The organism is Pantoea sp. X-Soil-YNGN-844 (assembly GCF_059730595.1).
In genome coordinates this window covers 164858-188579 of record NZ_AP036007.1, presented here as the reverse complement: position 1 = coordinate 188579, position 23722 = coordinate 164858, and the positions used below count along the sequence as shown (strand labels likewise).

Sequence of the window (23722 nt, the reverse complement as noted above, 5' to 3'; positions counted from 1 at the left end):
TTCCGTCAATCCCAGAGGTTAATCAGAGCGGGCTGTGCAACACCCGCCTGCTGCGGTCGCGAATCAAACCTGCGCGATCCAGTAACCAGAAAAGTAATTTAGCCATGCCCAGACAGGCAGCAAAAATGAGGCAGAAAAACACCACGCGAGAGCCGAACGCATCGAGACCCTCGCGTGCCAGTACGATCATGTTAAACACCGCGCCAAAACAGAAGCTTTGCAGGATGGCACCGGTATAGCGGTTGGTCTCAAGGCAGCCACGCTGATAGATCGCATCAAAGGCTTTAATGATCATCCCTACTGCAACAGCACCAACTGGAATGGCCCAGACGCCGCCCATTACCACCAGGGAGCCGATCAGCGTGGGGGAAATCGCCAGGCCCGAATGGTTATTCAGTACTTCCCATGTGAAGTAGTTGGCACTGTTCAACACTGCCAGCGGCCGATCCGGCCAGAGCCAGGTCGGAATAAACACGTAGAAATCACGCCACAGAGGTGCCAGCCCCTGAAACTCAATTTTGTCGTAGTTATCCAGCAGCATGGCGAGATTCTCCCACGGCGAGAAGGTATCACGCGTCAGATACAGGAAGGTATAGAACGCTTCATCGCCCATCACGTCGAGGTTATAGCGGCGCAGCGCCAGCCAGAACATCCCCCCAATCGCCATCACACCCGCCGTTGCCAGCATCCACAGGGTGATCCAGCCACGGGTAATCCCGATAAACAGGAACAGGGCAAACGCAATAATGATATTGGCGCGGGTTCCGCCCACCAGTGCATAGGTCAGTAGACCAAAGGCCACAGTCACCACCAGGAACAGCAGCCAGTTGCGGCGGGTCGGTCGTAAAAAGTAGGGGATCAGCATCGCCGGAATAAAGAAATAGAAGAAGCGCTTAAGCGCCACGCCCGATACTTCGCTGGAGAAAATCTGGTTATAGGCGGTCAGGCGGAACAGCAGAAAACCGTTGTGAATGAAGAACACCGTCACGGTACCCAGCGCGACCAGCGCCAGAATCACACAGGTCAGGTGGGTTTCAACCCGATTCATCTGCAGCCAAGGCTTCGCCGGAGGCGCCCCAGCCGGTTTCAGCCGCACTTTATAGCTGACGTAATAAATGACATAAAACGCCGTGGCCGACAGTAGCGCCTCCAGCAGATTCTCAACCGGCATTACGTCCACGTTGAAGCGAAACACCAGCACGGAGGTCAGCGGGAAGCCGAAGTAAAAGGTCAGCAGAAACAGCAGCGTAAAGAACAAGTGGAAGTTAAAACGGACGCGCTTAAACTCCCGCCAGGTCAGCGTCAGAATAAAAACCAGCGACAGCAGATAGACCACCAGCAGGCCGCCAAACTGCATAAGACTCATGACAACTCCCCTTCGCTGAGCTGTAACGCTGCGCGCCAGCCTGCCAGATAACCGGGCGCAAAGAAGGCGATCGCCTGTTTATCACAGCGCATCAGCTGCCGGCGTGCCTCGGTGATGACTGCAGGCGACAGCGTATCTTCGCTGAACAGTACCGGAAGCTGCTGCTCTGCCACATCACGCCAGAATGGATTTTTGCGGGTCAGAACAAACGGCACGCTGGCCTGGATCAGCAGGCAGAGTGTTCCCACCCCCTGCTGGCGTTCAAACATAAAATAGCCGACATGGCAGCGCGCCAGCAGGGCTAAGTAATCATCAAACGCCAGATTTTTACGCAGCAGATTAACCTGCCCGTTCGGGAACAGCGCCTCTGCTGCGGCCTGAATCTGGCTGATGTACGCCTCATTGCCCGGCGGATAACCTAATGGGACTTCAATGCGCACCTGCTCGCCAAACTGTGCGTGAATCGCCTTTAAGCCTTCAATATGTCGGTTACTGGGATCGCCCGAATTGCCCAGCAGCAGCGTAAACGGCTCTGACGGCGCCGACTCAACGGCAGCATCGGGCATTCTGGTCGGGAAATAGAGCAGTGAACCAGGCACGCGGCGATGACGCTGCTGATAGTGATGCAGGTCGCCACGGGTCGCAAAAACCTGTGCAACACGCCCCTGCGCTATCCGTCGAACCAGATAAAACAGGCGAAACTTCAGGCTGCGCGAATCTTCATAGAGATCGGCACCCCAGACATGCCAGAACATCTGATATCGGCGCAGCTTACCGCTGAGTAATGCCAGCCAGATCCACGGGTTAAACTGACCGTGACAGAAAAAACGCTGCTGACGATCTCTGGCCCGCTGCAGCAGCGTCTGCGCCAGCGCTTTCTTGCTGGCAAAACACTCGATCTGTAACGCACTGAACGGAGCCAGGCTCTCTGGCTGCTGCGTCACGACCATAAAATGGCGTGGCGAAGCCGCAGGCTGCTCAACGCTGAGAACGTCGTTGAAAAAGCGCAGCACCGTAAGATTGTGGTGGGGAATGTCCGATCCCAAAACGTGAATTAAAGTCATTTTTTCCGGCAGTAAACAATGAAAGCGCCACAACACAGGGCAAAGTAAGCCATATAGGTAAACATATAGGCCTGCGCCGCACCCGTCGCGCCCTGTAACGGGATCAGCCAGCGTGAGAACAGGGTCAGTAACAGAAACTGGCTGATCTCAGTCAGAACATAAAAGCGCAGCGAGGCTTTGGCGATAACCAGATATCCGAAAACATAGGCACCGACTTTAAAAACATCGCCGCACAGCTGCCAGACAAAGAGATTGCGCATTCCGCGAAAAGCCTCAGAGAACAGCAGGCTGATGGCGAAGTCACGCAGTACCCAAACGCCAAAGCTGGCAACCGCCACAGCGGGCAGGACAAAGCGCAGTGCACGGCCAATCTCACGCGCGATGTCGCGTTTGTTGTCGAGCCGCGCCAGCGTCGGCAGCAGCCAGACGCTAAACGTTGCGGTGATAAACTGCAGGTAGGCATCGGAAATGCTGGTGACGCCCTGCCACAATCCGACCTGCGCCCAGCCCTCCTGCTCTGCCAGCAGGTTACGCATCATTACCCAGGCAACCGGCAGGGTCACGGCCGTGATTAGCGCCATCAGCGTATATTTTGCCAGATTACGCGCCAGCTCAGGGTGCCACTGTGGCCGCAGCCAGCTTAGCGGCAGCGGCGCGCGGCGTTTCAGCATCAGTAGCGCAGGCAGCAGCAGCAAGGCTGGCACCAGCGCCAGGCCGATCAATGCGCCCTGATAGCCGCCCAGCCACCAGCAGAGCAGATAGCCCGCCACGCCAGTCAGACTTCCGAGAATCAGCGCCAGCGCATTACCACGCGCGTCGCGATAGCCCTTCAGCAGCGCCAGCGTAAAGTTGGCCCAGGCGATGCCGAGCTGAAGAAAAGCGACGACGCGGATGACGCCCTGATAGCGGTCGTGACCAAACAGCGCGGTGCTGATAGGTGCCGCCGCCAGCAGAAACAGCAGCGCCAGCACACCGGAAAAGCCCAGCACCATAGCCGATGCCGTGCCCACCATCGCCCGCAATTGTCCGGGCTGCTGCTGATACTGCGCGACATAGGTGGTAACGCCGTTGAAGATGCCCGCGCCCGCCAGCACACCCAGCACGGTGATCAACTGGCGGAAGTTACCCGCCTGGCCGACACCTTCAGGGCCGAAGCTGACCGCCAGCAGTTTGACCACCAGCAGACCAGACACAATTTTTACCAGCGTGGACGACGCAGTCCACACTGAAGCTCTGGCTAATGACATCAGGAAAAGAAGCTCAGCAGTGAGCTGATAACCGTGCTCTGATTGTTATCGGACAGGTTATAGAACAGCGGCAGGCGCAGCAGACGTTCACTTTCCTGCGTGGTAAAGCGATCGTCGCCGATAAACTGAGAGAAACGCTCACCCGCTGGCGAGCTGTGCAGCGGAATATAGTGGAACACCGTCAAAATCTCGGCTTCTTTCATCCAGTTGATCAGCGCCTGGCGATCGTCCTGATCGCGCAGTTTGATGTAAAACATGTGTGCATTGTGTTCACAGCTGGCAGGGATCACCGGCAGACTGATGCGGCCCTGGGGGGCCAGCGTCTGGAGTGCGTCATAATAACGCTGCCAGATGCGTAACCGCTGCTGGTTAATGCGCTCAGCGGCTTCCAGCTGCGCCCAGAGATAGGCTGCCTGCAGATCGGCCATCAGGTAGCTCGATCCCATGTCGCGCCAGGTATATTTATCGACCTGACCCCGGAAGAACTGGCTGCGGTTGGTGCCTTTTTCCCGCACGATCTCGGCGCGCTCGACCAGGCTGGCGTCGTTGATCAGCGTCGCGCCACCTTCGCCACCGGCGGTGTAGTTCTTGGTTTCGTGGAAACTGAAGCAGCCAATATGACCGATGGTGCCCAGCGCGCGACCTTTGTAGCGTGACATCACACCCTGCGCCGCATCTTCGATCACAAACAGCTTATGCTTTGCCGCCAGCGCCATAATGGTATCCATTTCACAGGCCACGCCTGCGTAATGGACCGGCACAATGGCGCGGGTTTTTTCAGTGATGGCGGCTTCAATCAGCGTTTCATCGATGTTCATGGTGTCCGGGCGCACATCGACAAAAACGATGCGCGCGCCGCGCAGCACAAAGGCGTTGGCGGTAGAGACAAAGGTGTAACTCGGCATGATCACTTCATCGCCGGGCTGCAGATCGATTAACAGCGCCGCCATCTCCAGCGAAGCGGTACAGGAGGGCGTCAGCAGCACTTTTTTGCTGCCAAAACGCTGCTCCATCCACTGCTGACAGCGACGGGTAAAGCCGCCATCGCCGCACAGCTTGCCGCTGTTCATCGCCGACTGCATATACTCGATTTCTGTGCCCACAATCGGGGGCGCATTAAATGGAATCATGACCTTTCCTGTAAAACCAATAGGCAGTGCTGTCGAGCCGGGCACCGCTGCGTAAATAGAGGCGCATCGCCGTGAGATTACTGAGCTGGGTAGCCACCCGAAGCTGAGCCAGCTGTCTTACCCGCGCCCAGTCCGCCGCCGCCAGCAGTAGTCGCTGACCCAGTCCCTGGCTCTGCGCGTCAGGCAGCACGCCCAGCAGACCAATACGGGCATCGCCGTCCACCGCGCGCAGCGAAACAAAACCCTGCAGCTGACCTGTGGCGTCACTGGCCACCAGGCATTGATCGTCAAACGTTCCACGCACCGCATTCTCAATCCATTGCGCATAAAAACGGCCGCTGGCGTCTGGTGCATACCAGGGCGCGCGAAAACGACTCTGGCTGAAGAGCTGAGACGCTGCATCACGCAGCTGCGGGATTTGTGCTTCGCGCGCAATGCGAATCCCCGCCTGACGTTCCGTCTCGTTAACCGCCAGCATCAGGTCCGCCTCGCCTTCTGCCAGCTGGAACTGATGCTGCTGCAACGTATCAATCAGCGCCGTCTCGCTGGCAGCGACTTTCATCTGCATCAGCGCACAGGGATGACGCAGCGCCTGCTCCAGCGGAATGTCACCTTCCAGCTCCAGCCGCACGGTCTCAACACCGAAGAATGCACTTTCCCAGCTAAGGGGATTAATACTGACGTGGACGGGCATGTAATAAATCCAGCAGGTATTGGCCGTAGCCGGTTTTTGTCAGCGCGTCACCAGCAGCACGCAGCTGGTCATCACTGAGCCAGCTGTTACGCCAGGCGATCTCTTCCAGGCAGGCAATTTTAAAGCCCTGCCGTTTTTCCACCGTCTGCACAAACATGCTGGCTTCCACCAGGCTGTCATGGGTGCCGGTATCCAGCCAGGCAAAGCCGCGTCCCAGTAGTTCGACTGTCAGCTCACCGCGCTCCAGATACATCTGGTTAATGGCGGTAATTTCCAGCTCGCCCCGCGAAGAAGGCTTAACCTGTTTCGCGAATTCGATAACCTGGTTGTCATAGAAATAGAGTCCGGTGACCGCCCAGCGCGATTTCGGCTGCTGTGGCTTCTCTTCAATCGATATCGCTTTGAAGTTATCGTCAAACTCCACTACACCGAAACGCTCCGGATCCATAACCTGATAGCCGAATACCGTTGCGCCACAATTCTGTTCGACGACTTTCCGCAGCTTGGGACTGAAACCCTGACCGAAATAGAGATTGTCACCCAGCACCAGGCAGCAATTGTCATTGCCGATAAAGGATTCGCCGATGATAAAGGCCTGCGCCAGCCCATCAGGACTGGGCTGCACCGCATAGCTCAGGCGTATCCCAAATTCACTGCCATCACCCAGCAGGCGTTCAAACTGTGCCCGATCTTCCGGCGTGGTGATCAACAGAATGTCGCGAATCCCCGCCAGCATCAGCACGGAAAGCGGATAGTAGATCATCGGTTTGTCGTAGACCGGCAGAAGTTGCTTTGAAACTGCCCGGGTTATCGGGTGTAATCGCGTGCCCGATCCTCCCGCTAAAATGATGCCTTTCATCGCTGCTCCTTACTCCGGTTTATTGCGATAAGCCGAGGCGTTCGCCCTGATAGCGGCCATCCAGAATGGCCTGCCACCAGGCGGGATTAGCCAGATACCATGCCACGGTTTTGCGCATGCCGCTTTCAAAGGTTTCCTGCGGCACCCAGCCAAGTTCATGCGCAATTTTACTGGCATCAATGGCGTAGCGCTGATCGTGACCGGGCCGGTCAGTGACATAGGTAATCAGGTCGCGATAATGCGCCAGCCCCGCAGGTTTCTGATCTGCGGCCAGCTCTTCAAGCAGGCTGCAGATGGTTTCGACTACCTCAATATTGCGGCGCTCGTTATGGCCGCCAATATTATAGGTTTCGCCTGGCTTGCCCTGACTGACAACCTGATAGAGTGCGCGAGCGTGATCTTCAACGTAGAGCCAGTCACGAATCTGCTGGCCGTTGCCGTAAACCGGTAAGGCTTTGCCGGCCAGCGCATTGATGATGGTCAGTGGGATCAGCTTCTCCGGGAAATGGCAGGGACCGTAGTTGTTCGAGCAGTTGGTAACCAGCGTGGGCAGACCGTAGGTTCGCAGCCAGGCCCGCACTAAATGGTCGCTGCTGGCCTTAGAGGCGGCGTAAGGACTGCTTGGCGCATAAGGGGTGGTTTCGGTGAAGTAAGCCTGGCTGTCATGCAGGTCGCCAAACACTTCATCGGTCGAGATATGGTGGAACAGAAAAGCCGTCTTGCGCACGTCATCCAGGTTTTGCCAGTAAAAACGCGCGGCTTCCAGCAACTGATAAGTCCCGACAATATTGGTCTCGATAAAGGCCACCGGTCCATCAATCGAGCGATCAACATGACTTTCAGCCGCAAGATGCATTACGCAGTCTGGCTGATGACGGGCAAAAACCTGATCAAGCGCCGCACGATCACAGATGTCCACCTGCTCAAAGCAGAATCGGGGCGAATCGGCCACGCTGGCGAGTGACGCCAGATTTCCGGCGTAGCTGAGTTTATCGACCACCACGACCTGATGTCCGGTTTCTGCAATCAGAAAGCGCACCAGAGCCGAGCCGATAAAACCGGCACCGCCCGTGATTAGAAAGCGCTTCATCGCCAGACACCTTTGGTGTCGACAAGCCAGTTCTGCTGAACGTCGGCGGCATCAATGGCGCGGAAGGCGCGGTGATCGACCAGCATCACCAGAATATCGGCCTGTGCCAGCGCCTGCTCGCAGGAGACCAGCTCTGCTTTGTCAGCCAGCGAGTCAGCAAGCTGCTCAATGTGCGGTTCAACTACCCAGGTCTTGCCGCTGTGCCACTCAGCAATTTTCTGTGTCACACCGACGGCCGGGCTTTCGCGCAGGTCGTCGATATTCGGTTTAAAGGCCAGGCCAAAGCAGGCGATGGTGGTGTCGCTGGCGCGCTTGCCGGTCTGGGTCAGGCAGTCCGCCAGCGCGGTTTTCACCTGGTCCAGCACCCACTGCGGCTTGGCGTCATTCACCTCGCGCGCGGTGCGGATCAGGCGGGCTAATTCGGGATTCTGCGCCACGATAAACCAGGGATCGACGGCGATACAGTGACCGCCGACGCCCGGACCTGGCTGCAGAATGTTGACGCGCGGATGGCGATTCGCCAGCGCAATCAGCTCCCAGACGTTAATTCCCTGGTCGGCACAAATCAGCGACAGCTCATTGGCAAAGGCGATATTCACGTCACGGAAGCTGTTTTCGGTCAGCTTGCACATCTCGGCGGTACGGGCGTTGGTTTCAACGCATTCGCCTTTTAAAAACAGCCGATAGAGCTCGCTGGCGCGGGCAGAACAGGCAGGCGTCATGCCGCCAATCACCCGGTCATTGTTAATCAGCTCAACCATCACCTGACCGGGCAGCACGCGCTCCGGGCAGTAGGCGACAAAAATATCGGGCGTCTCAGCGTGCTGCGGAAAACGCAGGTCGGGACGCGCCGCAGCCAGCCAGTCGGCCATCTGTTCGGTGCTGCCCACCGGTGAGGTCGATTCCAGAATCACCAGATCGCCCTTTTTAAGAACCGGCGCGATCGACTCCGCCGCGGCTTTCACAAAGCGCAGGTCGGGCTGATGATCATCTTTGAATGGCGTCGGTACGGCGATCAGAAAGGCGTCGGCGGCTTCAGGCTGCGTGGTGGCGCGCAGGTCGCCACGCGTCACGGCCGCATGCACCACCTGATCTAAATCGGGTTCCACAATGTGGATCGCGCCACGATTGATGGTTTCTACGGCGCGCGCGTTGATATCCACGCCCACCACTTTTTTTCCCTTTGAGGCAAAAACGGCTGCCGTCGGCAGCCCAATGTATCCCAGTCCAATCACGGAGATGGTTTCAAAACTCATAATTCGGCTCGGTTATCTTTTAAGGCTTGTAAAATACGACCACAGGCTTTGCCATCGCCATACGGATTATGGGCGTGGCTCATCGCCTGCCAGGCAGCGTCGTCAGTCAGCAAGGTACTGACCTCCGCCACGATTCTGGCGATATCGGTTCCCACCAGTCTGACGGTTCCGGCATCGACGGCTTCAGGACGCTCGGTGGTGTCGCGCATCACCAGCACCGGCTTGCCCAGTGAAGGCGCTTCCTCCTGGATGCCGCCGGAATCGGTAAGAATCAGCCAGGCGCGGTTCATCAGCCAGACAAAAGGCAGATACTCCTGCGGTTCAATCAGAATGATATTCTCAATGCCGCTGAGTATCCGGTTAACCGGCTCGCTGACATTGGGATTGAGATGCACCGGATAGACAATCTGCGCCTCGGGATGCTGACAGGCAATCTGCGCCAGCGCGCTGCAGATACGTTCAAAACCGCCGCCAAAACTTTCACGCCGGTGACCGGTGACCAGCACCAGTTTCTTATTCGGGTCGAGAAACGGATAGCGCGCCGCCAGCTGTGCGTTCAGATTACTGTCGTCCAGCACCCGATCGCGAACCCACAGCAGCGCATCAATGACCGTATTACCGGTGACGACGATGCGCGTATCGGGCAGATTCTCCTGCAACAGGTTCTGACGCGAGCGGGTGGTAGGCGTGAAGTGCAGGCGGGCAAGATGGCCAGTGAGCTTACGGTTACCCTCTTCCGGCCACGGCGAGGCGAGATCGCCGGTACGCAGTCCTGCCTCCACATGCCCGACGGGGATTTGCTGATAAAAAGCCGCCAGGCTCGCCGCCAGCGTCGTGGTGGTGTCACCATGCACCAACACGATATCCGGTCTGAAGTCGAGCAGGACGGTTTTCATGCCCTCTAAAATGCGGCAGGTGATCTCGGTCAGTCCCTGTTCAGGACGCATAATGTTGAGATCATAGTCCGGTTCCAGCTTGAACAGCCGCAGCACCTGATCGAGCATTTCGCGATGCTGAGCGGTCACGCACAGTCGTGATTCAAAAGCGGGATCCTGCGACAGCGCCTGCACCAGCGGCGCCATTTTAATCGCCTCCGGACGAGTACCAAATACGGTCAGAACTTTCACACTGTTTCTCTCAATCATGCGCGTCTGACATCAGACGCGGACGACGTGCCAGCGCCACACCCGCGCCTGTTAATGCCCCAACGGCACCCCACATAATCATCATGAACAGACGTCGCGGACTGTCACGTGATACCGGCTCTTCCGGCGTACGCAGATAACGGTAGGTCTGGAACTGGCTGTTCAGTTTTGGTCCGGTCTGCAGCGTGGTCAGCATTGCTCTGTTCTGATCATAGCTGATATCAAACCCTGGACCGGTGGCACGCAGGGTATCAAGCTGTCCCTGTAAAACGGGCTGGCCCAGCAGAAACAGATCGCTGTCCGCCAGATTCTCACCCGCTTCGCGCGTCTGTTTCTCGTTGATGCCCTGCTGGCTGGCGACTTTCAGCGCCTGCTCCAGCCGATGCTGCTGGCGCTGGAAGACTGCGTTAGCCACATCCTCCTGACGTTTCACCTGCGCCTGCAGCTGATCGGTACGCGCACGCCAGGCCCCTTTTAACTCATCATTCAGATGACGCGCGGCGCGCTCACTGGCGTAAGCGATGTACTGACGCAGCAGATTATTGGCGTCGCCCGCGGTTTCCGCTTTAAGTTTAACGTTATCGGGCAGGTTATGTGCTGCGTCAGCGGGCGTGAACAGAATGTTGCCGATCAAATCGTCGAGCAGTGCGGCATCGTTATGCGCATTGCCGGTTTTACGGCTTTTGAAGTAATCCGTCTGCTGCCAGAACTCACGACGCGTATCCCACGAGGCGAGTTGCATGATGAACTCCTGATAAACCTGATCCATCACCGTCGGTGACGGCGCAGCCAGCGTCAGGGCATTGTTGCGCACATCCAGATTGGTCAGAAACTGCTGCTGTGCATAGTAAGAGCCCAGCATGTTCACCGTCGGGCGATCGGTAATCGCCGTGGTGCTCCAGACCTGTTTCAGCAGCAGTGTCGCCAGCCAGGCGATCAGAGCAAACAGCAGCGCCAGCCCGACAATCCAGCGTTTGCCACGCCATAAACGGCAGCTCAGGCCGCGAATATCCAGTTCGTTGTCCACAACGTCAGCAGGCATGGCAGAGGTATCCTTTTTCAGCATCGGGTTCATTTATTTTTTGCTTCGCGATGTTGGCTCAGACGACGCTTGATACGCCGGACGCGTCGCGCCACGCGCCACGCATGCTTCAGGCAGTAGCCATAAACCATAAAAGCGCCCAGGAACAGCAGCAGCATCACCCACTCCGGGATGAACGCCAGATATTCACCCAGTACACCGATACCGGCGAGGATGGCCGCCGCAACGGTAATCAGGACAAAGGCCTGACGCGAGGTAAAACCGGCACGCATAATCAGATGGTGGATGTGCTGACGATCGGCCGAAAACGGGCTCATGCCTTTGCGCAGGCGACGATACATAATCGCCACCATATCCATCAGCGGAATGGCGATCAGCCAGAGTGCGGTAACGGGTGTAATGGGATGGCTCAGGCCCTGCGTCGTTTCCAGCAGAATCCAGATAATGGTGAAGCCGATCATGGTGCTGCCGGCATCGCCCATAAAGACTTTGAAGCGACGGCCAAGGAAGCCCAGGTTAAGCAGGATATAGGGCAGCGTGGCGGCAATCATCGCAAAGCACCACATCGCAAGGCTGGTCTGGCCGTCGAAGTAGAGGATGATGCCCATTGCGGCAAAGGTGACCGAGGAGAGTCCGCCCAGCAGACCATCGATCCCGTCTACCATATTAAAGGCGTTGATCGCAGCCCAGACGGCAAAGAGCGTCAGGACATAGCCGAAGGGCCCCACGATAAGCTCGAACGGACCGACAATAAAGCCCAGGCTGAGCAGATAGAGTTTTGCGCCAAACATCATCACCAGCGCGACGATGGCCTGCACGACTGCGCGAATTTTAACGCTGATATCGAATCGGTCATCCAGTGCGCCAACCAGCACCAGAACCCCGGCGCAGCCCAGATAGAGCAGCGCGTGTGGCAGATAGTAGTTAGTGATGGCAAACGTAAAGCAGATACCTGCGAACACGGAAATGCCGCCCACCAACGGAATCGCGCCATGATGACGTTTACGTGAGTTAGGCTTATCAACTAAACCAATTTTTTTAGCTGCTTTTCGAGCAAAAAAGAGGAAAGCCAGGGAAAAGAGAAAAATTAAACCAAGCTCAGTACTCATAGTGAGTAAATTCACGTTAAACGCTCTCAGCTAACATCCCGCACCACAATACGCAAAAAAGCGCGCCTGGTGCTGTGTCGGATTCCGAATTCTGCATAAAGAGACAGACGAACGGTCATAAATTCGCCATCACTACCACAGTCATTATAAATGCTCCTGCCAGTGTTCAATCCTATAGCTCACAAATGAAAAACGCCACGTTGAGACGTGGCGTAAGGTCGATTTTCTGCGCATTTGAACTAAAAAAGCCGAATCTGTGGTCCGGCCTGGCAGTATCGGATTATGAACGCTTCATCATATCGAAGAATTCATCATTGGTTTTGGTCATCGCCAGCTTGTTGATGAGGAATTCCATTGCGTCGATTTCGCCCATCGGGTGAATAATCTTACGCAGGATCCACATCTTCTGCAGCTCTTCCTGAGAGGTGAGCAGCTCTTCTTTACGCGTACCAGAACGGTTGTAATCAATCGCCGGGAAGACGCGTTTTTCAGCAATTTTACGAGCGAGATGCAGTTCCATGTTACCGGTGCCTTTAAACTCTTCGTAAATGACTTCATCCATCTTCGAACCGGTATCAACCAGCGCGGTCGCGATGATGGTCAGGCTTCCGCCCTCTTCCACATTACGTGCAGCACCAAAGAAACGCTTTGGACGATGCAGGGCGTTGGCATCCACACCACCGGTCAGGACTTTACCTGAAGCAGGCACCACGGTGTTGTAGGCACGCGCCAGACGTGTGATGGAATCGAGCAGGATGATGACATCTTTTTTATGCTCAACCAGACGCTTGGCCTTCTCGATCACCATTTCAGCAACCTGAACGTGGCGCGAAGCGGGCTCATCGAAGGTTGAGGCGATAACTTCGCCTTTCACCAGACGCTGCATCTCGGTCACTTCTTCCGGACGCTCGTCAATAAGCAGCACCATCAGCACGCAATCCGGGTAGTTGTACGCCAGACTCTGCGCGATGTTCTGCAGCAGCATGGTTTTACCGGCTTTCGGCGGTGCCACGATCAGACCACGCTGGCCGCGACCGATCGGCGATGCCAGATCGAGTACGCGAGCGGTTAAATCTTCCGTTGAGCCATTACCCCGCTCCATACGCAGACGTTTATTTGCGTGCAGCGGCGTGAGGTTTTCGAACAGAATCTTATTACGCGCGTTTTCCGGCTTGTCGTAGTTAACTTCGTTAACTTTCAGCAGCGCAAAATAACGTTCACCTTCTTTTGGTGGACGGATTTTGCCAGAGATGGTGTCACCAGTGCGGAGGTTAAAGCGGCGGATTTGGCTGGGGGAAACGTAGATATCATCAGGGCCGGCGAGGTAGGAGCTGTCTCCGGAACGGAGGAATCCAAATCCATCCTGAAGAATCTCCAGCACGCCATCACCAAAGATGTCTTCGCCGCTTTTCGCGTGCTGCTTCAGGATGGAAAAGATAATGTCCTGCTTGCGCATGCGAGCCTGATTTTCCAGCCCCATATTTTCGCCGAGAGTAATCAGCTCAGCAACCGGCGTATTCTTTAATTCGGTAAGATTCATAGTGATGGGTTCTTAAACTCGGGGTAATACTCGGAATGTTTGTCGTGAGTGGTATGGCAATTAATCCATGCCGTTAATGGCTCTTTTCGGCTCTTCCCGACGATCATCGTATGAAATGGCGATCGGTATGCAGGCAGATGTCCGAATGTGATGCCAGAGTTGGAGCTAACCGTAAGATTGCTGAACCGTTCTATCTTTATAAGGTACAGGGCGACAGGGTTCAACAAGGGAAAACTTTAAGATGCAAACTACAAGGTAAGTTCGTAATGCAGTATTGGTAACTTAGCACGCCCGAAAGCGAACGTCCAGCAGCAGGAGATAAATTCACCACTGCCAGACGTTCAGCCCTGAATTACGCCAGGTTGGCGTTCAGGAACTCTTTCAGCTGGCCTTTAGACAGCGCGCCCACTTTGGTCGCGGCGACTTCGCCATTTTTAAACAGCAGCAGCGTCGGGATACCACGAATGCCGTATTTCGGTGCCGTGCCTGGGTTATCATCAATATTCAGCTTAGCGATGGTCAGCTTGCCATCATACTCTTCTGCAACTTCATCAAGGATGGGCGCGATCATTTTGCAAGGACCACACCATTCAGCCCAGAAATCTACCAGTGTAACGCCGTCGGCTTTCAGCACGTCGGTGTCGAAACTGTCATCAGTCAGATGAACGATTTTATCGCTGCTCATGTTTTACTCCAAAGATTATGCCTGGCGAATTGGCGTAATATATACCAATGTTGGTTGACTTTATTTCATCGGATACGCTTTCGTAAAGCGATAGTAAGCTGATATTCTACCACACTATGAGCAAAACACACTTAACTGAACAGAAGTTTTCCGACTTCGCCCTGCACCCAAAAGTGGTGGAAGCCCTTGATAGTAAAGGCTTTCAATACTGCACGCCAATTCAGGCGTTAGCTCTGCCTTTTACGCTTTCAGGGCGTGATGTTGCAGGCCAGGCGCAAACCGGTACCGGCAAAACGATGGCGTTTCTGACGTCAACGTTTCATCATCTTCTCTCTCATCCTGCGGCGGAAGGTCGTCAGGTTAACCAGCCACGGGCTTTAATTCTTGCGCCGACGCGTGAACTTGCTGTGCAGATTCATGCGGATGCCGAACCCCTTACCGCCTCAACCGGCCTGAAACTGGGTCTCGCCTATGGCGGAGATGGTTATGACAAACAGCTGAAAGTGCTGGAACAGGGCGTTGATATTCTGGTGGCAACCACCGGCCGCCTGATCGATTACGCGAAGCAGAATCATGTCAATCTCGGTGCCATTCAGGTCATGGTGCTGGACGAAGCCGATCGCATGTTCGATCTCGGCTTTATTAAAGATATCCGCTGGCTGTTCCGTCGCATGCCGCCCGCTACGCAGCGTCTGAGCATGCTGTTCTCGGCGACGCTCTCTTACCGCGTCCGTGAACTGGCGTTTGAGCACATGAACAGCGCTGAATATGTCGAAGTGGAACCGGAACAAAAAACCGGCCATCGCATTCAGGAAGAGCTTTTCTATCCGTCTAACGAAGAGAAAATGCGCCTGCTGCAGACCCTGCTGGAAGAAGAGTGGCCCGATCGCGCCATTGTATTCGCCAACACCAAGCACCGCTGTGAAGATATCTGGGGCCATCTGGCCGCCGATGGCCACCGTGTTGGTCTGCTGACTGGCGACGTGGCTCAGAAGAAGCGCCTGCGCATTCTGGATGACTTCACCAAAGGTGATGTGGATATTCTGGTCGCCACCGATGTGGCCGCTCGTGGTCTGCACATTCCGGCTGTGACGCACGTCTTTAACTACGATCTGCCAGATGACTGTGAAGATTACGTTCACCGTATTGGCCGTACCGGTCGTGCCGGCGCCAGCGGACACTCTATCAGCCTGGCCTGTGAAGAGTACGCACTGAACCTGCCTTCAATTGAAGAGTACATTGGCCACAGCATTCCGGTCAGCAAGTACAGCAGCGAGGCGTTGTTAACCGATTTACCGCCGCCTAAGCGTCTGCAACGCAGTCGTACCGGCAATGGCCAGCGTCGCGGAGGGAATAACGCCAATCGTCGCGGTGCTCCACGCAACAACAACCGCAAACGTTCAGGTTAGGCCACCATGCTCAGCGCGTCGTCACTTTATGCAGCGATCGATTTAGGGTCTAACAGCTTTCATATGTTGGTGGTGCGCGAAGTCTCTGGCAGTATTCAGACCGTCGCAAAAATTAAGCGCAAGGTTCGCCTTGCTGCCGGTCTGGATAAAAATAACCTGTTGTCAGCCGACGCGATGTCGCGTGGCTGGCAATGCCTCAGACTCTTCTCTGAACAACTGCAGGATATTCCCCCCGATCAGATTCGCGTGGTGGCGACCGCCACCCTGCGTCTGGCTGCCAATGCGCAGACCTTCCTCGACACCGCCCAGCAGATTCTCGGCTGTACCATTAACGTCATCAGCGGTGAAGAAGAGGCGCGCCTGATTTATCAGGGCGTGGCCCACACTACCGGCGGTTCCGACAAGCGTTTAGTGGTCGATATCGGCGGCGGCAGTACCGAACTGGCTACCGGCGACGGCTCACACGCATCCGTGTTGTTCAGCCTGTCGATGGGCTGTGTGACGTGGCTGGAGCGCTTCTTCAGCGATCGTCATCTGGCAAAAGAGAACTTCGACCAGGCTGAGCAGGCGGCCCGTGAGATGATCCAGCCGATTGCCGCGCAGCTGCGTGCGCAGGGCTGGCAGGCCTGTGTCGGTGCATCCGGCACGGTTCAGGCGCTGCAGGAGATCATGGTGGCGCAGGGTATGGATGAGCGCATCACGCTGAATAAACTGCAGCAGCTGAAGCAGCGCGCCATTCAGTGCGGCAAACTGGAAGAGCTGGAAATTGAAGGACTGACGCTGGAACGGGCACTGGTGTTCCCCAGCGGCCTGTCGATCCTGATCGCTATCTTCCAGACGCTCAGCATCGATAGCATGACGCTGGCCGGCGGCGCACTGCGTGAAGGACTGGTTTATGGCATGCTGCATCTGCCCATCGACCGCGATATCCGGACCCGCACGCTGCACAACGTCCAGCGCCGTTTCAGCATTGATGTCGAACAGGCAGACCGCGTGCGTCAGCTGGCTGAGAGCTTTTTCCGTCAGGTTTCCACGCCGTGGAAGCTGGATCAGCGCTGTCGTGAGCTGCTGCTCAGCGCCTGCGCGATCCACGAAATTGGCCTGAGCGTCGACTTCCGTCATGCGCCGCAGCATGCGGCGTATCTGGTGCGTCACCTCGATCTGCCTGGCTTCACACCGGCGCAGAAGAAGCTGCTGGCCTGTTTACTGCAAAACCAGAGCGGCAGCATCGATCTGGCATTGCTGACTCAGCAAAATGCGCTGCCGCCGCGCCTGGCGGAACGGATGTGCCGTCTGCTGCGGCTGGCGATTATTTTCTCCACCCGCCGTCGCGATGACACCCTGCCTGCAGTGCGGCTACTGGCAGACGATGATGCCCTGCATCTGACCCTCCCCGCAGGCTGGCTGGAGGCGCATCCGCTGCGCAGCGAACTGCTGGAGCAGGAAAGCCACTATCAGTCTTACGTCCACTGGTTGTTAACCCTGTCGTAATAGCACCCGCGTGAGGCGAATTTCCTTCGCCTCACGCGAGGTTTAACTCTTCTTCGCCTTATCCAGCATCGCTCTCAATCCGGCGACCCGACTCTGCCCGGTTTTCATCCGCTCTTCCGCACTGACCACTTTGCGCTCGGTCTCCCATTGCAGATCGTCCTGCGGCAATTCCAGCAAGAAACGACTCGGTTCAGGCCGGATTAACTCGCCATACTGCCGGCGTTCGCGACACAGGGTAAAGGTCAGTTCTTTCTGCGCCCGCGTGATCCCCACGTAAGCCAGGCGACGCTCCTCTTCGATGTTGTTCTCATCAATGCTGCTCTGATGCGGCAGCAGTCCCTCTTCCATGCCCACCAGGAACACATAGGGGAACTCCAGACCTTTAGAGGCGTGCAGCGTCATCAGTTGCACCTGATCCAGCTCTTCATCGCTTTCACCGCGCTCCATCATGTCGCGCAGGGTAAAGCGTGTCACCACCTGCGCCAGCGTCATTGGCTCATCGATATCGCTGCCTTCCAGCATTTCAGTCATCCACTGAAACAGCGTGTTGACGTTTTTCATCCGCATTTCGGCGGCTTTCGGGCTGCCGGAGGTTTCGAACAGCCAGCTTTCGTAGTCGATGCCGCGAATCAAATCGCGGACGGCATTCACCGGTTCACGTTCGCTCAGCTGGATAATCTCATTCAGCCAGTGGGTGAAGCGCTGCAGATGCTCCAGACCACGGCCGCTCAGCGTCTGCCCCAGACCGACATCAAAGCTGGCGTTAAACAGACTCTTGCTGCGCAGGTTGGCCCATTCACCGAGCTTCTGCAACGTGGCCGGGCCAATCTCGCGGCGCGGCGTATTAACGATGCGCAGAAACGCGCTGTCATCCTCAGGATTGGTGAGCACACGCAGATAGGCGAGCAGATCTTTAATCTCCGGCCGGGAGAAGAAGGAGGTGCCGCCAGAGATGCGATAAGGGATGCGGTTCTGCATCAGAAACTTTTCAAAGGTCCGTGACTGATGGTTACCGCGATACAGAATCGCGTAATCTTTGTATTGCGTGCGGTTAATAAAGTGATGCGCGATCAGTTCACCGGTGACCCGCTCCGCTTCGTGCTCTTCGCTGTTGGCGGTCAGCACTTTCAGCTCGCTGCCCTGCCCCAGCTCCGAAAAGAGCCGCTTCTCAAAGACGTGCGGATTATTGGCAATCAGAATATTGGCCGCCTTCAGGATGCGCTGCGAAGAGCGGTAGTTCTGCTCCAGCTTCACAACCTCCAGCGCCGGGAAATCCTGATTCAGCAGCACCAGATTCTGCGGCCGTGCGCCGCGCCAGGAGTAGATCGACTGGTCATCGTCGCCGACGACCGTGAAGCGCGCGCGTGCGCCAACCAGCAGCTTAACCAGTTCATACTGGCTGGTGTTGGTGTCCTGATACTCATCCACCAGCAGATAGCGGATACGCTGCTGCCAGCGCTCACGCACTTCCTGATTACGCTGCAGCAGCAGCGTCGGCAGGAGGATCAGGTCATCGAAGTCCAGCACGTTGCACGCCTTAAGATGCTGACTGTAGAGGGCATAGCAGTGGGCAAATATATTATCCTGCTGTGATTTCGCCTGCGCAGCAGCGCCCTGCGGATCGATCAGATCGTTTTTCCAGTTAGAGATGGTGGAGATAAGCTGCTGCAACAGCGTCTTATCCTCTTCCAGCCACTCTTTGGTCAGCTCTTTCAGCAGGGCGAGCTGATCCTGATCGTCGAACAGCGAGAAGTTCGACTTCATGCCCAGCGCCGCCGTTTCGCGCTTGATGATCTCCAGTCCCAGCGTATGGAAGGTTGAGATCAGCAGGCCGCGCGCCTCTTTGCGGCCCAGCGTCTGCGCCACACGCTCTTTCATTTCGCGCGAGGCTTTATTGGTAAAAGTTACCGCGGCGATGTGGCGCGCCTGATAGCCACATTCACGAATCAGATGGGCGATTTTGTTGGTAATCACGCGGGTTTTACCCGATCCCGCGCCCGCCAGCACCAGACAGGGACCGGTAACAAATTCGACGGCACGTTGTTGGCTGGGGTTTAAACGCATAAAAGAAATCGCCTGATTGAATCAAAAGAAAGGGGTTTATACTGGGCGGCAATTATACACAACCGAGATACCAACATGGCGAAAACCGCGGCGGCTTTACACATCCTGGTCAAAGAGGAAGCGCTGGCAAAAGAGATTCTGGCGAAACTGGCGAAAGGCGGCAATTTTCAGGAGCTGGCAAAGAAGCACTCAACCTGTCCTTCCGGCCGTAAGGGGGGCGATCTGGGCGAGTTCCGGCAGGGACAGATGGTGCCGGCCTTTGATAAAGCGGTCTTTACCTGCCCGCTGCTGACGCCTTACGGGCCGGTAAAGACCGGCTTTGGTTATCACATTATCAAAGTGCTCTACCGCAACTAGTTACTTCTTCGCCTTCATCTGCTGCAGGACGGTGCTGCACTGGTTGTCTTCGTTATCACTTGGCGAGATCATGGCCAGCAGCGCCGCTGCCGGACCGACGACTGCACCCAGTGCCACGGCAGCGGCACCGCGGGCCAGCAGTGGCCCCGCTTTCACGCCTGCATCCGGATTTTTAAAGGTGCCACGCACGTAGAGCGGGGAGCGCAGCGTCACGATGCGGATACCCTTGCTCTCCGGATTCACCGACAGATCCAGCCGCTCACTGGCGAAGTTCGCATTACCTGACACATTGATAATCGCGTTCTCGGTATCAAACACAAACAGGTTAGGCGTCGCCACACCGTTCTGCAGTTTAAGATCGGTCGCGGCGCAGTTGATACGCACCTGGTCATCGCCAAACAGCTTGCCCACCACGTAGTTACCGACGTTGAGTCCGGCAATCTCCATCAGGCTGCGGCTGATCAGCCCATCATTCATCAGCAGCTTAAGCTGACCGTTGCTGGTCGCCAGCAGATCGGCCACGGAGTTACCGGTGCCGGTAAAGCTGGCATCGCCATTGAGCTGACCACGGCTGTTCTTCATTGCGTCCACCGTCGGGAAGAGCTGGCGCAGCTGCAGCTTACGGACATGAAGGTCAACCCGGCCACGCATCGGCGAGCGATCGCCCTCCAGCCGGATGGTGCTGTTGAGATTGCCGCCTGCCACACCAAAACGCAGCGGATCCAGCAGCAGATCGCCGCTTTTCAGCTGTAAGTGGGTGTAGAGATCGCTTAACGGCAGGGAATTACTGTGTTCGATTCGTTTGCCGCTGAACTTCACATCGGCATCCATCACGTCCCAGTTTTTGGTCTCAAATTTATCGTGCGGCAGCACGCGGTCAGCGGGCTGATTCGATTTCTCACCGCGACGGGCTTTAGCCTGCGCGGTTTTTTCACTGCCTTTGCCGGAGTCCACGCCAATCAGCGGCCCCAGATCGGCCATGCGCAGCTGCTCAGAAGTCAGCTCACCGGTCAGCGTCGGACGGGGTTTACCCTGCGTGTAAATCAGCGAGCCATGAATATCGCTGTCGCCAATGTGTCCGTTAAATTTCTCATAGCGGTAGACCGCACCCTTTTCGCCATTGAATTTCGCAATCAGATGGCCATCAGTTTCATAAGGCGGTGTGTCAGGCAACAGGACGCCGGTCAGACCATAGAGATTCGCCAGCGTATCGCCTGCGAAGCGCAGCCGCACGTTAAGCCCGCCGAGGTTCATCGGATCCTGTAACCCGCCCGTCACCTGCACGCGCGTGGAGCCGTTGCGCACATCGGCCTGGATCGGGAACGGGGTGTTCTGGCTGCGCAGCGACAGCATGCCGCCGATTTTGCCGTCGCCACTGAGATTCTCGTTGTTATAGGTGCCACTGGCTTTCCAGCCAAAGACAAAATTGCCCGCGCCCTTCTGCTGGTCGTTGCCGCCGGCAATCTGCGTGTAAGGCACTGGTTTACCCAGCGGATTGACCTGTACCGTCACATCCGCACGGTTAACGGCATCGCGATAACGGATTTGTCCCTGATCGAACAGAATATTATCCAGACGGAAGGACCACGCAGACGGCGCGGCATTCTTCTCGTCTTTGTCACTATTGGCCAGGGTAAAGGTCCAGTTGTTCTTTTTATCTGCGGTCTGGATCAGCCGGGCATCAGGCCGCTGCAGCTTAATCCACGGAATAAACAGCTCTTTATGCAGCAACGACAGCGGTGACAGCGTGGCATCCACTCGTTGCAGATGCACCATCGTGACGTCAGAAATGTCTGGCGGATTGCCCAGCATAATATCTTCCGCGTGCACCTGCGGCCACGGCACCCAGCGCCGCCAGCCTGCCTCGTCGCGATTTCTTGCCCAGTCGATACCCAAATCTCCCCGTATCGCAAAGGGACGGTTTAATTCGGCAGAAACTTTCTGATTGATGGTGGGCTTCAGGCGATTCCAGTCAAAGGTGGCGATGACAACGATAATCACCACGATTAATAACACCAGAATTCCTGCTACCCAGCTGACTATTTTCCCGGTACGCGACATTACGCTTTCTCCTTGCACATTCACGGTCTGCGTTAAAGATAGTCGAGACGGCGAGCAACGGCATCAGGGAAGCTGGATAGTGAGATGATTCAGTTCAGAAAATGGGACAGGCCGCGAAAAGTAGTAGCCCTGGGCCGCGATAGCGGGGGATGCTTTAACCTGCTGCCACTGCGCTTCCGTCTCCACCCCTTCAACAATGACGCCGTTACAGTAGCGATTGATCAGCGCCAGCAGCATCGAAAACAGGCTGCGCCCTTCATCGGTGGTGCCCAGCAAAACAAACAGATCGCGCGAGAGCTTGATGTAATCATAGTTGAGCTGGGTCAGCGCCGAAAAATTGGCCATACCCGAACCGAAATCATCCAGCCACAGCGCCCCCAGCTCAGGAATTTTCGCTACTTTCTCCTCCTGCGGCAGCGCCTGGTGCTCGGTGAGTTCAAAGCGTAACCAGGGCAGTCGGGCTATAAGCTGGCGAATAGCAGGTCGATGCTGAATGGCGAGCAGTGAGGGGCCGTCTATGTTGACCGAGGCGACCACATCATTACGTTCAAAAAATGCCGTCCATTCTGCGAGGAGTTCAAGCTGCTCATACACGACGTTCAGGCGCTGAGCGATGTCGAGTCCGGCAAACCAGGCTTCAGGCGAGAGATTCCGTTCCGGTGCCATGGGATGATAAACGGCGGTCAGCAGTTCAATGGCGAGTAACCGACCGGTTACCCGATAGATCGGCTGAAACCGATAGCGTCGATGACATTGTTGCCAGAAGAGCGGCGTTTCCGTATGGAGATTAAGGTCGGTTGAAGACGGCAGCCATTGGCTAATACTCTCCATCACCATGCTATTTTCCTGGTTGATAACACGTCCCCAAAACGGGAGACTGAAGCGATTATTGTAAATGCCTGTGATAATGAGATGAATGGAGCGGCCGTATGAAAACGGGGAGTTTATCAGCCGATTCGTTAGCATAATCGGCAAAACAGGCCGAAATTAGCCGCTCTTATCGCCCGGATCGGGGCCTTTCAGCGCCTTAAGTTAAATTAAAACACTGTTTTAAAACCATTGACGTCTGCCATACCAGACGCGAGACTAAGGCGATATTTCACTACAGGTCTGAAACCATGACGCAGAAGAAAATCGCCATCATCGGCGAATGCATGATTGAGCTGTCCGAAAAGGGTGAGAACATTAAGCGGGGCTTTGGCGGCGATACCCTTAACACGGCCGTTTATCTCGCCCGCCAGGTTGATGAGCAGCAGTTACGGGTCGATTATGTTACCGCGCTGGGCACGGATTCGTTCAGCAATCAGATGATCGCCGCCTGGCAGCAGGAGAAGGTGAATACGGACCTGATTCAGCGCCTCGATAATAAGATGCCGGGCCTGTATGTGATTGAAACCGATGCCGACGGCGAGCGTACCTTCTGGTACTGGCGCAGTGATGCCGCCGCCCGTTACTGGCTCGACAGCCCGCAATCCGCAGAGATAGCCCAACAGCTGTCGCACTACGATTATCTCTACCTTAGCGGCATCAGTCTGGCGATTCTGCCGCCGGCAAGCCGTGAGAAGCTGATGGCGCTGCTGGCCCGCTGCCGGGCGAATGGCGGCAGGGTGATTTTTGATAACAATTACCGCCCGCGTTTATGGGCCGATCGCGCCAGCGCGCAGGCTGCATATCGCGCCATGCTCAACTGCACCGATATCGCTTTCCTGACGCTGGATGATGAACATCTGCTGTGGGGCGAGCAGCCGCTTGATGGCGTTATTGCGCGTACCCGTCAGGCCGGTGCCAGCGAAATCGTCATTAAGCGGGGTGCAGACTCCTGTCTGGTCGCTATCGGCGATGCGCCGCTGATCGAGGTGCCTGCGGTACATCTGGCGAAAGAGAAAGTGATCGATACGACAGCCGCTGGCGATTCATTCAGTGCCGGATATCTGGCGCGCCGTCTGACTGGCGCGTCTGCAGAGGCCGCCGCGCAGCGCGGACACCTGACCGCCAGCACCGTGATTCAGCATCGCGGCGCGATTATTCCGGCAGCGGCGATGCCTGAGTGATGCTGTAGCAGTTAGCGTCGTAAGGATCGAGCTGCGAATGTAGATGACGAAAAATGCGCCCC

20 protein-coding genes are annotated in these 23722 nt (G+C 56.2%); 4 read left to right on the top strand and 16 right to left on the bottom strand.

The window, feature by feature from the left end:
* Positions 1-22: 22 nt before the first annotated feature.
* From wzyE to trxA, 13 genes are all read right to left on the bottom strand, one after another.
* Positions 23-1366 (bottom strand): ECA oligosaccharide polymerase, encoded by a 1344-nt coding sequence (gene wzyE / locus AC6I8C_RS00770; RefSeq protein WP_497821348.1) that lies wholly within the window; start codon positions 1364-1366, stop codon positions 23-25.
* On the bottom strand, positions 1363-2430 hold the full coding sequence (gene wecF / locus AC6I8C_RS00765; RefSeq protein WP_497821347.1) for a TDP-N-acetylfucosamine:lipid II N-acetylfucosaminyltransferase: 1068 nt from the start codon (positions 2428-2430) through the stop codon (positions 1363-1365). Before wecF ends, wzyE begins: the two co-directional genes overlap by 4 nt.
* Complete coding sequence (gene wzxE, locus AC6I8C_RS00760) at positions 2427-3677, bottom strand: lipid III flippase WzxE (protein WP_497821346.1); 1251 nt, start codon at positions 3675-3677, stop codon at positions 2427-2429. The genes wecF and wzxE overlap by 4 nt, the downstream gene beginning before the upstream one ends.
* Entirely contained in the window at positions 3677-4807 is a 1131-nt protein-coding gene (gene rffA, locus AC6I8C_RS00755; protein ID WP_497821345.1) for a dTDP-4-amino-4,6-dideoxygalactose transaminase, read from the bottom strand. The genes wzxE and rffA overlap by 1 nt, the downstream gene beginning before the upstream one ends.
* Positions 4794-5501: a dTDP-4-amino-4,6-dideoxy-D-galactose acyltransferase gene (gene rffC / locus AC6I8C_RS00750; protein WP_497821344.1), complete on the bottom strand. Its 708-nt coding sequence runs from the start codon at positions 5499-5501 to the stop codon at positions 4794-4796. Before rffC ends, rffA begins: the two co-directional genes overlap by 14 nt.
* Positions 5479-6360, bottom strand: a complete 882-nt coding sequence (gene rfbA / locus AC6I8C_RS00745) for a glucose-1-phosphate thymidylyltransferase RfbA (RefSeq protein WP_497821343.1) — start codon at positions 6358-6360, stop codon at positions 5479-5481. Before rfbA ends, rffC begins: the two co-directional genes overlap by 23 nt.
* Positions 6361-6379: 19 nt before the next feature.
* Positions 6380-7450, bottom strand: a complete 1071-nt coding sequence (gene rffG, locus AC6I8C_RS00740; protein ID WP_497821342.1) for a dTDP-glucose 4,6-dehydratase — start codon at positions 7448-7450, stop codon at positions 6380-6382.
* Entirely contained in the window at positions 7447-8706 is a 1260-nt protein-coding gene (gene wecC, locus AC6I8C_RS00735; RefSeq protein ID WP_497821341.1) for a UDP-N-acetyl-D-mannosamine dehydrogenase, read from the bottom strand. Before wecC ends, rffG begins: the two co-directional genes overlap by 4 nt.
* Complete coding sequence (gene wecB / locus AC6I8C_RS00730) at positions 8703-9833, bottom strand: non-hydrolyzing UDP-N-acetylglucosamine 2-epimerase (protein ID WP_497821340.1); 1131 nt, start codon at positions 9831-9833, stop codon at positions 8703-8705. The genes wecC and wecB overlap by 4 nt, the downstream gene beginning before the upstream one ends.
* 10 nt (positions 9834-9843) lie before the next feature.
* Positions 9844-10917, bottom strand: a complete 1074-nt coding sequence (gene wzzE / locus AC6I8C_RS00725; RefSeq protein WP_497823288.1) for an ECA polysaccharide chain length modulation protein — start codon at positions 10915-10917, stop codon at positions 9844-9846.
* A 5-nt stretch (positions 10918-10922) separates the two neighbouring features.
* Positions 10923-12002, bottom strand: coding sequence for a UDP-N-acetylglucosamine--undecaprenyl-phosphate N-acetylglucosaminephosphotransferase (gene wecA, locus AC6I8C_RS00720; RefSeq protein ID WP_033734802.1), 1080 nt, complete (start codon positions 12000-12002; stop codon positions 10923-10925).
* Between the two features lie 280 nt (positions 12003-12282).
* A complete protein-coding gene (rho, locus tag AC6I8C_RS00715; protein ID WP_003851960.1) occupies positions 12283-13542 on the bottom strand; it encodes a transcription termination factor Rho in 1260 nt (419 codons plus the stop codon).
* A gap of 352 nt (positions 13543-13894) precedes the next feature.
* Positions 13895-14227, bottom strand: a complete 333-nt coding sequence (trxA, locus tag AC6I8C_RS00710) for a thioredoxin TrxA (RefSeq protein ID WP_003851963.1) — start codon at positions 14225-14227, stop codon at positions 13895-13897.
* 116 nt (positions 14228-14343) lie between these two features.
* On the opposite strand from trxA, the gene rhlB reads away from it, so the two are divergent.
* On the top strand, positions 14344-15636 hold the full coding sequence (gene rhlB, locus AC6I8C_RS00705) for an ATP-dependent RNA helicase RhlB (RefSeq protein ID WP_013359670.1): 1293 nt from the start codon (positions 14344-14346) through the stop codon (positions 15634-15636).
* A 6-nt stretch (positions 15637-15642) separates the two neighbouring features.
* Positions 15643-17127 carry a guanosine-5'-triphosphate,3'-diphosphate diphosphatase gene (gene gppA / locus AC6I8C_RS00700; protein WP_013359669.1) on the top strand — a complete coding sequence of 495 codons (1485 nt, stop codon included), beginning with the start codon at positions 15643-15645 and terminating at the stop codon, positions 17125-17127.
* Positions 17128-17169: 42 nt separating this feature from the next.
* On the opposite strand, the gene rep is transcribed toward gppA, so the two are convergent.
* Entirely contained in the window at positions 17170-19191 is a 2022-nt protein-coding gene (gene rep, locus AC6I8C_RS00695) for a DNA helicase Rep (RefSeq protein ID WP_497821339.1), read from the bottom strand.
* Between the two features lie 75 nt (positions 19192-19266).
* Between rep and ppiC the strand changes: the two genes are divergently transcribed.
* A complete protein-coding gene (gene ppiC, locus AC6I8C_RS00690) occupies positions 19267-19548 on the top strand; it encodes a peptidylprolyl isomerase PpiC (protein WP_008926423.1) in 282 nt (93 codons plus the stop codon).
* Here ppiC and AC6I8C_RS00685 read toward each other — a convergent pair whose 3' ends face one another.
* Together AC6I8C_RS00685 and pdeH are read right to left on the bottom strand one after the other, a co-directional pair.
* Positions 19549-21609 (bottom strand): AsmA family protein, encoded by a 2061-nt coding sequence (locus tag AC6I8C_RS00685; RefSeq protein ID WP_497821338.1) that lies wholly within the window; start codon positions 21607-21609, stop codon positions 19549-19551. It lies immediately after the preceding gene.
* A gap of 63 nt (positions 21610-21672) precedes the next feature.
* A complete protein-coding gene (pdeH, locus tag AC6I8C_RS00680; RefSeq protein ID WP_497821337.1) occupies positions 21673-22446 on the bottom strand; it encodes a cyclic-guanylate-specific phosphodiesterase in 774 nt (257 codons plus the stop codon).
* Between the two features lie 281 nt (positions 22447-22727).
* Between pdeH and kdgK the strand changes: the two genes are divergently transcribed.
* Positions 22728-23660 carry a 2-dehydro-3-deoxygluconokinase gene (kdgK, locus tag AC6I8C_RS00675; protein WP_497821336.1) on the top strand — a complete coding sequence of 311 codons (933 nt, stop codon included), beginning with the start codon at positions 22728-22730 and terminating at the stop codon, positions 23658-23660.
* Positions 23661-23722 lie beyond the last annotated feature (62 nt).